At 71.5% G+C, this 14,026-nt stretch carries 9 protein-coding genes and 2 pseudogenes; 2 read left to right on the forward strand and 9 right to left on the reverse strand.

Going from position 1 to position 14,026, the window contains the following annotated elements; genetic code table 11:
- The first annotated feature begins 851 nt into the window (after positions 1-851).
- Entirely contained in the window at positions 852-1,664 is an 813-nt protein-coding gene (locus tag STTU_RS03960; protein ID WP_043257046.1) for a helix-turn-helix domain-containing protein, read from the forward strand.
- A complete protein-coding gene (locus STTU_RS32670) occupies positions 1,657-1,842 on the forward strand; it encodes a DUF397 domain-containing protein (RefSeq protein WP_078518915.1) in 186 nt (61 codons plus the stop codon). Before STTU_RS03960 ends, STTU_RS32670 begins: the two co-directional genes overlap by 8 nt.
- 368 nt (positions 1,843-2,210) lie before the next feature.
- On the opposite strand, the pseudogene STTU_RS03965 reads toward STTU_RS32670, so the two are convergent.
- From STTU_RS03965 to STTU_RS04005, 9 genes and pseudogenes are all read right to left on the reverse strand, one after another.
- Positions 2,211-2,825, reverse strand: a pseudogene (locus STTU_RS03965) (TIM barrel protein); the annotation flags it as partial.
- Between the two features lie 64 nt (positions 2,826-2,889).
- Positions 2,890-4,308, reverse strand: a complete 1,419-nt coding sequence (locus tag STTU_RS03970) for an alkaline phosphatase family protein (RefSeq protein ID WP_007820032.1) — start codon at positions 4,306-4,308, stop codon at positions 2,890-2,892.
- 26 nt (positions 4,309-4,334) lie between these two features.
- On the reverse strand, positions 4,335-5,504 hold the full coding sequence (eboE, locus tag STTU_RS03975; protein WP_007820033.1) for a metabolite traffic protein EboE: 1,170 nt from the start codon (positions 5,502-5,504) through the stop codon (positions 4,335-4,337).
- Position 5,505: 1 nt separating this feature from the next.
- Complete coding sequence (locus tag STTU_RS03980) at positions 5,506-6,354, reverse strand: TatD family hydrolase (RefSeq protein ID WP_007820034.1); 849 nt, start codon at positions 6,352-6,354, stop codon at positions 5,506-5,508.
- On the reverse strand, positions 6,354-6,965 hold the full coding sequence (locus STTU_RS03985; protein ID WP_043254054.1) for an EboA domain-containing protein: 612 nt from the start codon (positions 6,963-6,965) through the stop codon (positions 6,354-6,356). The genes STTU_RS03980 and STTU_RS03985 overlap by 1 nt, the downstream gene beginning before the upstream one ends.
- Positions 6,962-7,876, reverse strand: a complete 915-nt coding sequence (locus tag STTU_RS03990; RefSeq protein ID WP_007820036.1) for a sugar phosphate isomerase/epimerase family protein — start codon at positions 7,874-7,876, stop codon at positions 6,962-6,964. The genes STTU_RS03985 and STTU_RS03990 overlap by 4 nt, the downstream gene beginning before the upstream one ends.
- Positions 7,873-8,870, reverse strand: a pseudogene (locus STTU_RS03995) (SCO3242 family prenyltransferase). The gene STTU_RS03990 and the pseudogene STTU_RS03995 overlap by 4 nt, the downstream one beginning before the upstream one ends.
- Positions 8,867-10,027 (reverse strand): inositol-3-phosphate synthase, encoded by a 1,161-nt coding sequence (locus tag STTU_RS04000; RefSeq protein ID WP_007820042.1) that lies wholly within the window; start codon positions 10,025-10,027, stop codon positions 8,867-8,869. The pseudogene STTU_RS03995 and the gene STTU_RS04000 overlap by 4 nt, the downstream one beginning before the upstream one ends.
- A 144-nt stretch (positions 10,028-10,171) precedes the next feature.
- The gene (locus tag STTU_RS04005) at positions 10,172-13,849 is read right to left on the reverse strand and encodes a ThuA domain-containing protein (RefSeq protein WP_007820044.1); all 3,678 of its coding nucleotides are present in this window, start codon (positions 13,847-13,849) and stop codon (positions 10,172-10,174) included.
- Positions 13,850-14,026: the final 177 nt, after the last annotated feature.

The following is a 14,026-nucleotide window of genomic DNA, read 5'->3' on the forward strand; positions in this document are numbered from 1 at the left end:
GCCTGTTTGTGGGCCAGTTCGTTAACCGCCCAATTATAGAAGAGTCGGCCCGGGTTGTAATTGCTGCCGGACTCTTCCAGGTATCGGGCCGGAATTAGGCTGTCACCGGGAACGGGGTCCAGGACGCGGGCGAACCGGTACGCCCGTTCCGTCATCCAACGAACAGCCAATTCCGGTGACTGGGCGGCTGCACGGGCGACGATGAACGGACGCCGCCCGTGCACGATCACCGCTTGCTCACACAGGAGCCTGACGCGTCTCACCGTGCCTCCGCCCCCATGAGGTGAAGGACGTAGCTGGTGTAAGCCCGGAAAACGCTGTGTCCGGTCTCAGCGTGATGCGCCTCGGCCCAGACCCACGCGCCTTGCCGTGCGGCCTCGTCTGCTGCGCCGTCCACGCTGAAAGGGTCCACGTCCACCCAATCCCCTAGCGCGGGGCAGGAAGCGCATCCGACCGCGTACCCGTTCGGTTCCGCCTCGGGGCTTTGGTGGGTGATCAGGGCCCGGTGGCGGGGCTTGAAGAGTCTGAGGAGCATGGGGTCCCCTCAGAGGTACTTGCGGTGCTTTTCGTACGCGGCTTGAAAGGCCGTGCACCGGGCGTACAGAGGGTCCTGCGACTCCTCTTCCTCCGGCGGGCCGCCCTGCTCCTCTTCCACGGGGTCGCTGGGGGCCTCTACGGCAGAGGTGGGGGGAACGTTAGGGGTGGGGTCCGCGTTCGTGGGCACGGCGGGCCTCCTTCCCGAGTGGGGCGAGTTGGTGTGCAACAACTCTGGACCCCCCTACGAGGTGCCTCTAGCCTGTTTGGTGGGCAATCTCCACTTGCCCAAAAACGCATATGCCAGAGGGGATCACGTGTCCGACGACGCCAAACAGATGTTCGCCTCGCGACTGGGGGAGGCCAGGGACCAGTCCGGGGACACGCAAGAGGGCATGGCACGCCTGTTGAACATGTCCCGACGGGCGTACGGGAGGATTGAGAAGGGTGAGGATCTAGCTCCCCCAAATGTGCCGCCCCTTCTTGACGAACACTTTCGAACAGGAAGGCTTTTCCAAGAGTTCTTCACCCTGGCCTGCAAGGAGGCGATTCCCGACCAATACAGGGCGCGTATGAAAATGGAGTCGGATGAGGCAACCGAGATAAAAGAGTACGCAGATACGCTGGTTCCGGGGCTCGTGACTACCGAAGCGTACGCAACAGCTTTTTTCACTGAGGGGCAGCGGCAGCAACCCCACAAAATCGGCGAGTTGATGACTCTGCGGAGGAAACGACAAGCCAGGCTGGAATCAGACGATCCACCATACCTGAGGATTCTGCTGAGTGAGACCGTTCTACTACGCCCCGTAGGCGGGGGCGCGGTGATGGCCGAGCAACTTCGGTTCCTGGCCGATCGGGTGGACCTTCCCCGGATCAGCATTCAGGTTGCTCCGCTCAGTCTCGGAGCGCACCCCCTGCTAGGCGGCACGCTGGTCCTGATGCACCGTGGTGAGGCGCCTCCGATCCTGTGGGAGGAGTCCACTACCACAGGAACTCTGATCCAAGATCCTAAAACTGTTAGCGAGTCCCTGTGGCTGTATGATCGCCTGTGGGGCATGTCCCTAAGTCCTGTCGAGTCACGGCGGCTGCTACTGCAAGCGGCTAAGGAAATGGAACAGAACCATGGTTGAAGAGGGATGGGTCAAAAGTTCTTACAGCAACTCGAACGGGGGCGGCTGTGTGGAATGGGCTAGCAACATCGCACGCACTCAGCACGTGGTGCCGGTTCGTGACTCCAAGGATGTCAGCATTCCCGGTTTCACCGTGGCTGGGGCAGCGTGGGGCACGTTCGTGGAGTCCGTGAAGTAACCTAGTCAAGCCCCTCCCCTCGGGGTGCAAGAAGCCCCCTCCCGACTATGACTCGGGAGGGGGCTTCTCTACTGTCGTAGGGACCTTAGAGGGCTGTTCTAATGGTAAGAGACATTGGCGTTGTAGCTGCCCCAGAAGAGAACCACCAAGGCCGTTCGGGTGCCTGTGGGGCCGGTACTGCGACTGCTGCCCGCTGGGCAGAGTCAAGGCCCGTGAGCTGTCGCAGCACGGCGCAACGGCGGCCCTGATCCAGCGTCATGAGCGTTGCGCCAAGCTCCTGCAAGGTGCTCTGACCTGCGGTACTGTCCAGCGTAGGCATACCAGTCCCCTCCTGGCCCTACGGTCGTAGAGCCTATCAGCTTCTGATGGTAGAACTTCATGCCGCGACGGCGGGCGGCGGCGCCGTACTTGTTGAAGTCCGCGGCGGCGCGCTTCCAGGCGTCGACGGTGTCGCCGTAGCGGAAGGGGCCCGAGGCGGTGCCGATGTGGGGCAGGCCGAGGGTCTGGGCGTCGTCGAGGACCTTCTCCAGGTTCTGGGCGAAGGAGTACGCGTCCGGGTTGTTGTCGTCGTAGTAGTTGACGTGGCTGCCGATGCCCTTGAGGCCGTGGTCGCGGGCGAGGCGGGCGAGCTGGGGCAGGGTGAGGGAGCCGGTGCCCTGCGTGTAGCCCGCGTACTCGACCTCGTCGTAGCCGAAGCGCTCCAGCTCGTCGAAGACCTTGGCGAAGCCGAGCGAGGCGACCTTGTCGCGCAGCGAGTAGAGCTGGATGCCGAGCCGGCCCTTCGGCAGGGCGGGGACGCCCCCGCCGTGGCCGTGACCGTGCCCGTGGTCGTGCCCGTGGCCGTGGCCGCCTCCGTGTGCGGCGGCCTGGCCGGTGCCGAGGCCGAGGAGGGCCGCGGCGCCGAGACCGGCGCCGACGCCGAGCATCCCTCTTCTGCTGAGGCGGGCGGAGAGTTCCTCGTCCACTGTCTTCTTGCGGCTCATGCGTGGGCTCCCTGGGAGGAAGAAGGGGTGAGGTGGTGGTGCGGTGGCGCCGGAGGGGACGGGGTCAGGACCCGTCCAGACCGGCGAGTCTGAGGAGGAGCGGCTTGACGTCGGTCGCCGCGAGGCGACCGGTGGCCGCCGCCGGGTCGGAGCTGAGCAGGACCGGGCCCTCGTCGTCGTTCTCGGGCAGCCTCCCGTGGCTGCCCCGGACGGGCGCGGCGTCGAGCGGGACGACGGCCATGCGGTAGCGCATCCCGAGCTTCTTGCGCGCGAGGGCACCCGCCGCCTTGAGGCGGACATAGGGGTCCTCGGGGTCCATGAAGAGTTCGACGGGGTCGTAGCCGGGCTTGCGGTGGATCTCGACGAGCTGGGCGAAGTCCGGGGCGCGCGCGTCGTCGAGCCAGTAGTAGTACGTGAACCAGTGCCCCGGTGCCGCGACGGCGACGAGTTCGCCCGCGCGGGCGTGGTCGATGCCGTGCGCCTTCTTGCCCTCGTCGTCGAGGAGTTCGCCGATGCCCTCGACCCCGGCGAGCGCCGCGCGGGTCGCGTCCAGGTCCTCGGGCCTGCGGACGTAGACGTGGGCGATCTGGTGGTCCGCGACGGCGAAGGCCCGCGAGGCCATCGGGTCGAGGTACTCCATGCCGTCCTGGGTGTGCACCTCCAGGAGCCCGGCCTCGCGCAGGGCGCGGTTGAGGTGCACGGGCTGGTCGGCCTTGGTGATGCCGTACTCGGAGAGGACGACGACGGTGCGGCCCTCGCGGCGGGCGTCCTCGATCAACGGGGCGAGCGCGATGTCGAGTTCGGCGGCGGCGGCGTGGGAACGCGGGTCGTCGGGGCCGAAGCGCTGGAGGTCGTAGTCGAGGTGCGGGACGTAGGCGAGCGCGAGATCGGGCTTGCGGGTGGCGAGGAGGTGGCGGGTCGCGCCGATGATCCAGCGCGAGGAGTCGAGGCTGGCGCCGGGGCCCCAGAACTGGAAGAGGGGGAACGTGCCGAGTTTCTCGGTCAGTTCGTCGTGGAGGTCCGGGGGCCGGGTGTAGCAGTCGGGCTCCTTGCGGCCGTCGGCGTAGTAGACGGGGCGCGGGGTGACCGTCCAGTCGGTGTCGGCGCCCATCGCGTACCACCAGCAGATGTTGGCGACGGTGTAGCCGGGGTGGGCGCGGCGCGCGGCGTCCCACAGCTTGTCGCCCGCGACGAGGCCGTTGTGCTGGCGCCACAGGAGGACGTCGCCGAGTTCGCGGAAGTACCAGCCGTTGCCGACGATGCCGTGCTCGGCGGGGAGGGTGCCGGTGAGGAAGGTGGACTGGGCGGCGCAGGTGACGGCGGGCAGGACGGTGCCGAGCGGGGCGCGGCTCCCGGAGTCGCCGAGCGCGGCGAGGCGGGGCATGTGGGCGAGGAGGCGGGGGGTGAGCCCCACGACGTCGAGGACGAGGAGGGGGGTCGGCCCCGGTCCGGCCGGTTCGGGGGTCACGTGGTCGGGGGTCACGGGTTCTGGGGTCACGGGTTCGGGTGTCACGGCAGCTCCTTGAGGCCCATTTCCGTCAACAGGTCGCGGGCGAGGACGAGTTCCCGCGCGATGCCGTCCGCGAGCTGGGCGCGGCTGCGGGGGCGCAGGCCCTCGGGCAGGGCCTGCCACGTGTACGTCTCGACCTCCAGGTGGCGGGTGCGCGGGTGCGCGCCGCCGACGAGGGTGCGCAGGCAGTCGCGCAGCACGTCGAGGGTGGAGGTGAGGGGAGCCGCGGGCGGGGCGTGGAGGGGGACGTGGAAGTGGGCGCGCCAGGGCTGGGCGGAGGGGAGGCGGTCGCCGCCGAGAGCCTCGGCGAGGTCGTCGGTGCCGCGCAGCCCGGCGGGGGTGAGGGTGCGGGTCTGGTGGAGGAAGCGGGGTTCGGCGAAGGCGCCGAGTGCTTCGCGCACCTCGGGGCGGTCGGGGTGCTCGGCGTGCAGCGCGGCGCTGAGCTGGGTCTTGACGACGGGGACCCCGGCGGCTTCGAGGGCGTCGAGCGCGGTCGCCGGGTCCTCGAAGGAGGTGGCGAGGTGGCACGTGTCCACGCAGATGCCGATGCGGTCGCGGGCGATCTCGGTGAGCGGGGCGATGGCGTCGGCGGTGGTCTCGACGGTGCAGCCCGGCTCGGGTTCGAGGCCGACGCGCAGGGAGCGCCCGGTGGTCTCCTCCAGGGCGTCGAGGCGCTGGGCGAGAGTCGTGAGCGCGGTGCGCGCGGCGCGCGCGGCGTCCGCGTCGTACGCGGTGCGCCAGGCGAGCGGGAGCGTCGAGATGGAGCCCTCGGGCATGTCGTCGGGGAGGAGTCCGGCGAGGAGGCGGGCGAGGTCGGTGGTGTGCTCCAGGCGCTGCGGGTCGGCCCAGTCGGGTTTGTAGACGCGGTACTTGACCTCGTCGGAGCCGAAGCCGCGGTAGGGGAAGCCGTTGAGCGTGACGACTTCGAGGCCGCGGGCGTCGAGGTCGGCGCGCAGGGCGCGGAGCGCGACGGGGTCGGTGATGAGGGACTTGGCGGCGTCGCGCGCGAGCCACAGGCCGATGCCGAGCCGGTCGCGGCCGAGGAGGCGGCGTACGGGCTCGCAGTGGTCGCGGAGTTGCGCGCGGACGCCGTCGAGGGTCTCGGCGGGGTGGACGTTGGTGCAGTACGAGAGGTGGAGCACCGAGCCGTCCGGGTGGCGGAAGCGCACCTCACTCACCCCCGCGCAGGATGGAGTTGCCCTCGTGGAGCGCCTCGGGCGCCTCGCGGTCGAGGTCGAGGCGGCCCGAGAGCCCGTAGAAGGCGACGGGGTTGCGCCACAGCACCTGGTCGACGTCGTCCTCGGTGAAGCCGGCCGCGAGCATCGCCTCGCCGGTCGTCCGGGTGAGCAGCGGGTCGCTTCTGCCCCAGTCGGCCGCCGAGTTCACGAGGACCTTCTCCGTCCCGTACTCCTGGAGGATCGCGACCATGCGGTGCGGGTCCATCTTGGTGTCGGGGTAGATGGAGAAGCCGGTCCAGGCGCCGGAGTCCTTGGCCTCCTTGACGGTGGTCTCGTTGAGGTGGTCGAGGAGGAGGTGGTCGGCCGCGAGCGGGGACTCGCGGACGACGTCGATCGTGCGGCGCAGTCCGGCGAGCTTGTCGCGGTGCGGGGTGTGGACGAGGGCGGGGAGGCCGAACTCGTGGGCCAGCGTGAGCTGGAGGGCCAGGGCGTGGTCCTCGGCGGGGGTCATCGAGTCGTAGCCGGTCTCGCCGACGGCGACGACGTGGTCCTTGAGGAGGTAGCGGGGCAGTTCGTCGAGCACGGGCGTGCAGCGCGGGTCCCCGGCCTCCTTGGGGTTGAGGGCGAGGGTGCAGTGGTGCGCGATGCCGTACTGCGCGGCACGGAAGGGCTCCCAGCCGAGGAGGGCGTCGAAGTAGTCGTAGAAGCTCTCGGGGCTGGTGCGCGGCTGGCCGAGCCAGAAGGCGGGTTCGACGACGGCGCGGACACCGGCCGCGTGCATCGCCTCGTAGTCGTCGGTGGTGCGCGACGTCATGTGGATGTGGGGGTCGAAGATGCGCATCAGTTCTCCTCGCCGTTGAGGGCGCCTGCGGGGACGCCCTCGGGGGCGCCTTCGGTGGGGGCGGCGGTGTGCGCGAGCACGGTGCGCAGGTCCTGGGGCACGGTGCGCCCCGCCGCGGTGCGTTCCGCGGCGAAGTCGCCGAGCATGCGGGCGAGTTCGGCGTCGCCCCGGGCGCGGTGCGCGAGGTCGTGCACGGCCGTGACGGGGACGCCGGTGAAGAGGCACTTGAGGACGGCGTGCCGCCAGGCGTGCGCGTCGAGGTGCCGGGCGGCGTAGGGGCCGAGCGCGGCGGCGACGAGGTGCGTGTCGTTGGTGCGCAGGGCGTCCTCGACCAACGGGAGGGCGGAGTCGTCGGGCACGAGGGCGTCGAGGACGGTGAGGACGGCGCGACGTTCGGCTCCCGTGCCGTGCCGGTATACGCGGGCGAGCGCGGCGGTGTCCGGGCGGGCCGCGCGCAGGAGCGCGACGCGTGCCGCGTCGGCGCGCTCGGGGCCGCAGGCGCGCCCGGCCTCGGCGAGCCTGACCTCCCACAACGGGAGCCCGCCGGGCCCGGTCGCCGTGGGGTCGGCGGCCTGGTCGAGTGCGGTGGCGAGCCAGGTGTCGGGGCTCATGCGGGGACACCTCCTGGGGTGACTCGGGCGGCTTCCGCGCCGTCTCCGCCGTTCCCGCCTTCCGCGGCGCGGCGGGCCGCCTCGCGCAGGAACGGCAGGGAGCGCGCGGCGTGGTGGGGTCCGGCGTGCGAGTGGCGGGGCAGTTCGACGACGGTGAGGCCCCGGTAGCCGGTGGCTTCGAGCGCGGCGAGCACGGGCGGGAAGTCGATCTCGCCGTCCCCGAAGGGCAGGTGCTCGTGGACGCCCCTGCGCATGTCCTCGATCTGTACGTGCCGCAGCCAGGGCGCGGCCTCGGCGACGCAGTCGGCGGGCGGCTTCGGTTCGAGGCACTGGCAGTGGCCGATGTCGAGCGTGAGGCCGAGCGGCGCCGAGTCGCCGAGGAGGCCGCGCAGGCGGTGGAAGCCCGCGAGGTCGCCGACGAGGTGTCCGGGCTCGGGCTCGATCGCGAGCGGCACCCCTGCGGTGCCGGCCGCGTCGAGGACGGGCGCGAGCGCGCCGAGCAGCCGGTCCCACGCCGCCCCCTCGTCCTGCCCGGAAGGGAGGACGCCGCTGAAGCAGTGCACCGCGTGCGCCCCGAGCTCCGCCGCCACGCGGACGGCGGTCACGAGGAGCCCCGTGCGCAGCGCGCGGCGCTCCGGGTCGGGGTCGAGGAGCGAGGGCCCGTGCTTGGCGCGCGGGTCCAGGACGTAGCGGGCGCCGGTCTCGACGGTGACGGAGAGGTTCAGCTCCGCCAGCAGTCCGCCGATGCGGGCGGTGCGGGCGGGCAGGTCCTCGGCGAGGGGGTCGAGGTGCATGTGGTCGAGGGTGAGGCCGACGCCGTCGTAGCCGAGGTCGGCGAGGAGGCGCAGGGCCTCGGGCAGGCGCACGTCGGTGAGGCCGTTGGTGCCGTAGCCGAATCGCAGGGTGCTCATGTGGGGTTCACCCGCCTGGAGAGGGCCTTCGCGAGGGGTGCGAGCGCGGCGGTCGCGAGCGCGGCGCCGAGGGCGCCGGTGCGGGCCGCGAGGGCGCCCTGCAGCGGGATCATGGCGCGGATGCCGCCGCCGACGGCACGCCCGGTGAGCTGCGGGGACGGGTTGAGCGCCGCGTGCAGGAAGGGGCGGCCCGCGCTCAGCGCGTACCCGGCGGCGAGCGCGGCGGCGAGGGTGGTGCCCGGCGGGCCGGGGGCGGCTGCTGCCACCCGGCCCGCCGGGGGTGCGGGGGTACGGGGGCGCTGTGCCCCGTACGCGGGGTGTTCCTCGTACGGCCGAGCGCGCCCCGTACCAGCGCGGCGCCGAGGGCCGTGCTCGCCGCGAGCGCCGCGAGCGGGGCACTCGTGGAGCCGCCGCGCACCTCGTGCCGCGAGACGGCGGTGACGGCGGTGGTGTGCGCGGTGAGGGCGCCCGCCGCCGCGAGGGCGGTGCGCGTGCGGGCTCCGGGCTGGGCCGCCGCGCCGAGGAGCACGTCGAGCCCGCGCGCCGCGCCCATCGCGAGGGGGCCCCACGGGGTGTGCTTGAGCCGCAGGTCGTAGGCCCACACGGTGCTGGCGAGGGCGCTCGCGAGGAGGAGGGCCGGGCGGCCCGCGCGGGCGGCGAGGGCGAGTCCGGCGGCCGTGAGGGCGCTCGCGGCGAGGAGCGCGGCGGGCGCCGTGATCCGGCCGGAGGGCAGCGGGCGGTGGGGGCGCTCGGCGGCGTCCTCGGCGCGGTCGGCCCAGTCGTTGAGGGCCATGCCGGCCTCGTACAGGCACAGCGAGCAGCCGACGGCGAGCGCGGTCGTACGGGGCGTGCCCGCGCCGCTCGCCGCGGCGCCCGCGAGCGCGTCGCCCGGGACGGTGAACAGCGCCGACACGCGCAGGAGTTCGGCCCAGGCAGCGAGTCGCGCGCGGGTGCCGGGCGCGGGGGCGGGGGGCGGGACGAGCGCGGGGGTCACCGGGTCTCCCCCAGCCGTCCGGCGAAGGCGAGGAGTTCCGTGTACTGCTCGGCGAGCGAGGAGGAGCCGCCGTCCGGGTCCTTGAAGAAGAAGCCCAGTTCGGGGCGCGGTCCGCTGAGCCCGGTCTCGTGTGCGCGGGCGAGGAGCCTCGCGAGGTCGAGGACGAGCGGCGCGGCGAGCGAGGAATCGACGCCCTGCCAGATGGTCTGGAGGATCATGCGGGTGCCGAGGAAGCCGTCGAAGGCGATGTGGTCCCAGGCGGTCTTGAAGTCGCCCATCGCGGGGACGTCGTCGATGTGCACCTCGCCCTCGGGGGCGGTGCCGAGCGTGTCGGCGAGGACGCGCTCCTTGCCCGCGTTCTTCGCCGCCGCGGCGGCCGGGTCGGCGAGGGCCGCGCCGTCGCCGCCGCCGAGGAGGTTGCTCCCCGACCAGGCGCGCACGGCGAGGGCGCGCTGGTGGAACATCGGGGCGAGGACGGAGCGGAGCAGCGTCTGCCCGGTCTTGCCGTCGCGGCCCGCGTACGGGAGGCCGCTCGCCGCCGCGCTCGCGGCGAGCGCGGGGTGGTGGAGCCCGGTCGACGGGGTGAAGTTGACGTAGGGGCAGCCGGCGGCGAGTGCGGCGGCGGCGTAGAGCGAGCTGGCGGGCAGGCGCGTGTCGTCCGGTCCGGGCGCGGGCTCGGTGGAGGCGACGTTGACGACGACGACGCGGGCGAGGTCGTGCCGGGTGCGGAAGTCGGTGAGGTCGGCGGCGAGGGCGGCGATCAGTTCCTCGTCGCTCCGGGTGTCGCCGGGTCCGGGGCCGCCGGGCCTGATGTCCGCGTCGGCCGCGGCGAGTTCGGCGGCGAGGGCGCTGGGCAGGCCGTGCGGGAGGACCCCGGCGGCGGCGAGTTGTTCGGCGCGCTTGGGCAGCGGGCACGCGGTGGTGTCGTGGCCGCCGAAGACGAGCGCGGAGAGCGGGGGAAGGCCAGCTTCGGCGAAGGCGGCGGTCTCGGTGACCATGCCGGTGGCCGGGTGGAGCCCGGCGGCGACGGCGGCGGCACCGGTGACGGTGGTGGTGGCGACGGAACCGCGGGCACCGATGAGCCAGATGCCGGTACGGGCCGGTACGGGGGAAGGGGTGGGGGGCGTCGTGGGGGTGGGGGTCGGTTCGGCGGACATGGGCAGCCTCCTGTCATACGAACCTGCGGGTGCGCCGGGATGGTGCGGCTCGGGGAGCGGTGGGCGGGGGTCCGGCGTCCCCCGCCCACCGCCGTCTCGGGGCGGGCGGGACGCCGTGCCCGGGGGCCGGCGTCCCGCCCTCGCTCAGGGAAGTTCCTTGAGCTGGATGTTGCGGAAGGACACGTGGTCGGCGTCGCTGTGGTTCTGGATGCCGATGTAGCCGTCCGCGAGGGAGCGCTCGGGGTCCTTGTTGGTGAAGTCGTTGATCTTCGTACCGTTCAGGTACACCTGGACGCGCTCGCCCTGGACCTTGATCTCGTAGGAGTTCCACTGGCCCGGCGGGCGCAGGGCCTGGTCGCGGAGCTTGAGGTTGGCGGATTTGAAGGTGTAGACCGAGCCGGTGGTGCGGTCGTCCGCGTCGGTGGCGTCGATCTGGATCTCGTAGCCCTTGTTCACGGCCGACCAGGGGTCGTCCGAGGCGGGGAAGCCGATGAAGACACCGGAGTTGTCGTCACCCCGCATCCGCCAGTCGAGCTTGAGGGAGTAGCTCTTGAGCTCCTTGGCCTGGTACCACAGCAGGCCCATGCCGCCCTCGGAGTGCAGGGCGCCGTCGGAGACCGAGAACTTGCCGGGACCGGCCTGCTTCCAGCCGTCCAGGGACTGGCCGTTGAAGAGCGGGCGGTAGTCCTTGTTCGGCTTGCAGTCCGCCTTGACCTGGCCGGTGGCGTACTTCATGCCGCCGAGCAGGTGGGCGCGGAAGTCGGCCTCGGCGTAGGACTCCTTGGTGTGGCCGAGCCCGGTGTAGAAGGCGCGACCGCCCTCGTACGGCTGGCACCAGGCGATCGGGTGGTCGCCCTTCATGTTGCCGCCGCTGTAGCTGGTCTCGTCCACGGTGGCGAGGACCTTGGCCTGGGAGCGCGGGTTGGTGCGGTAGTTGTACCACTCGTCCGTGTGCTGCCAGGCGTCCTTGAGGCTCTCGGTCGCGGGGTGGTCGTGGCCCTCCGCGCGGACGGTCGCCTCCTGGATCTGCGGGTGCGAGTCGAAGTAGGCGCCGACGAGGCCGCCGTAGAACTTCCAGTCGTACTCGGTGTCGGCCGCGGCGTGGACGCCCATGTAGCCGCCCCCGCCCTTGACGTACGCCTCGAAGGCGGCCTGCTGGTCGGCGTCGAGCACGTCACCGGTCGTCGAGAGGAAGGCGACCGCATCGTACTTGGCGAGGTTGTTCTTGGTGAACTGCCCGGCCTCCTCCGTCGCGTCGACGGTGATGCCGGACTCGGCTCCGAGTTCCTTGAGCGCCTTGATGCCCTCGGGGATGGAGTCGTGGCGGAAGCCCGCGGTCTTGGAGAAGACCAGGACCCGCTTGCTGCCCTTGACGACCGCGTCCGAGGTGATCTCGAAGTCGTCGACGTCGAAGAGCGCGCCCTGCCCGGTGGTTCCCTTGAAGACGAGGTAGAGCGAGGTGGTCTTCCTGGGCACCTGGCTGAGCTTGACGTCGACGTTCTGGAAGGTCTCCCAGCTCCCGGTCTTCGGCACCGCGGTGGAGCCGAGGAGGGTGCCCGTGGGCGAGCCCGTACGGACTTCGAGGTAGCCGCCGGCACCGCCCGAGGCGACGCGCGCGGTGAGCTTCTTGGCGCCGGTCAGGTTGTACGGGGTGAAGGCGATCCAGTCGCCGTCGTCGATGTCCCCGACCGTCCTGCCCCCGTTGGCCTGCGCCTTGTCGTAGGTCTTGATGCCGGAGGAGGTGTTGAAGTGCTCGGCCTGGCGGTGCCGGGGCTGGAGCTGGACCTGCGCGTGCCCGGTCAGCTTGGCCTGGCCGCCGCCCCCGTTGTCCGTGTACTCCGCGTCGATGACGCCGAAGATGTTGGCGTTGGGGTCGTGCTCGGCGTCGGCGGGCGCCGTGATGGTGCCCTCGCAGCCGGTCGCCGAGGTGATCGGGTGGCCGTGGCTGTCGTGCCCGAGGATGTAGCGGACGGTGACCTTGGAGCAGTCGATCTGGCCGTCCTCGGGGTCGGTGACGGTCACCTTGAACGGGATCGTGTCGCCGAACTTGAAGAGCGTGCCGTCGGCCGGGGCCTCCAGCTTGACGGTCGGCGCGGTGTTGCCGACGACGACCTCGACGCTCGCGGTCGCGGTGAGCCCGGTGGCGTCGGTCGCGGTCACGGTGGCGGTGTAGGTGCCGTCCGTGCGGTAGGTGTGGGCGGCGTCCGCGCCGGCGACCTTCTTGGAGCCGTCGCCGAAGTCCCAGCTGTAGCTGATCGCGTCGCCGTCCCCGTCGCTGCCCTTCGCCGAGAAGGCGACGCGCAGCGGGGACTGCCCGGAGGTCTTGTTGGCGCTCGCGTCCACGACCGGGGCGCGCCCGTCGGTGACGTTCTCGATGCGGTAGAGCGCCGAGTTCTCGTCGCCGCCGAACCAGGAGAGGCCGTAGTCGAGGACGTAGAGGGCGCCGTCGGGGCCGAAGGCCATGTCCATGACCTGCGTACCGGACCACGGGAAGTCGTTGATCGACTGGACCGTGCCGTCGGCGTCCTGCTCGATGCGCTTGATCCACTGGCGGCCGAACTCACCCGCGAAGAAGTCCCCGTCGTACTCCTCGGGGAACTTCACCGGCGAGTCGAGGTTCTCGTCGTAGTGGTAGACCGGGCCGCCCATCGGGGACTCGGAGCCGGAGCCGAACTCGGGCACGGAGCCGCCGTCGTAGGGAATCCACGCCTCCTGCGCGGGCGGCAGGTCGGTGAGCCCGGTGTTGTGCGGCGAGTCGTTCTTCGGCGCGGCGCAGTCGAAGGTGGCGCCGGACTGGCCGGTGGCGAAGTCGTAGTCGTTGAAGGCGTCGTTCTTGCCCGTGCAGTACGGCCAGCCGAAGTTGCCGGCCTTCGTCACGCGGGCGAACTCGACCTGTCCGGCGGGGCCGCGGCTCGGCGAGGCGGCACCCGCGTCGGGGCCGTAGTCGCCGACGTAGACGATGCCGGTCTCCTTGTCGACGTTGAGCCGGAAGGGGTTGCGGAAGCCCATCGCGTAGATCTCGGGGCGGGCCTTGTCGGTACCCGGGGCGAAGAGGTTGCCCTCGGGGATGTCGTAGCTGCCGTCCTCGTGGACCTTGATCCGGAGGATCTTGCCGCGCAGGTCGTTGGTGTTGCCCGCCGAACGCTGGGCGTCGAAGGCCGGGTTGCGGCTCGCGCGCTCGTCGATCGGGGTGTAGCCGTCGGAGGCGAAGGGGTTGGTGTCGTCGCCGGTCGACAGGTACAGGTTGCCGTCGGCGTCGAAGTCGATGTCGCCGCCGACGTGGCAGCAGGTGCCGCGCGAGGTCTTGACGTCGAGGATCTTCTTCTCGCTCGCCTTGTCGAGGGTGCCGTCCTCGGCGAGCGTGAAGCGCGAGAGCTGGTTGATGCCGTCGAAGGGCTCGAAGTCGGCGGCGGTGCCGTTCTCGGGGGCGTCCCCGTCCGGGGTGTCGAGCGGCGGCGCGTAGTACAGGTAGATCGCGCGGTTCTCGGCGAAGTCCGGGTCGACGCCGACGCCCTGGAGACCTTCCTCGTCGTGCGAGTACACGTCGAGCTTGCCGGCGACCTTGGTGGTGCCGTTCTTGTCGGTCAGGCGCAGCGTGCCGTCCCGCGAGGTGTGCAGGACACCGAGGTCCGGGAGGACCGCGAGGGACATCGGCTCCCCGGTCTCCGCGGCACCCTTGGCGAGGGTCACCTGCTGGAACTCGGGGGTCTCGGGCTCGTCGGCGCCCGCGGGCTGCGCGACGAGGGTGAGGGATGCGGCGGTGAGCAGGGTTCCGGTGAAGAGCGCGAGGGTTCTTCGGAACCCCTGACGTTTCCTGTGCACGAGAGTGCCTCCACAGGGGGCCGGTCGTACGGGCGGGTGGTCCCGGGCGCGCCGTCGTCCGGGGCGTGCTACGTCGTGCGTGGTGCGTACTGCCGTGGTGCCGTGGTGCGGTGTGGTGCCGTGTGTACCGCGTGGTCCTGTACACGCTCAGGGACGGTAGTAGAGCTTTGTCCGTGC

It is taken from the genome of Streptomyces sp. Tu6071 (assembly GCF_000213055.1).
Taxonomy (GTDB): Bacteria; Actinomycetota; Actinomycetes; order Streptomycetales; family Streptomycetaceae; genus Streptomyces; species Streptomyces evansiae.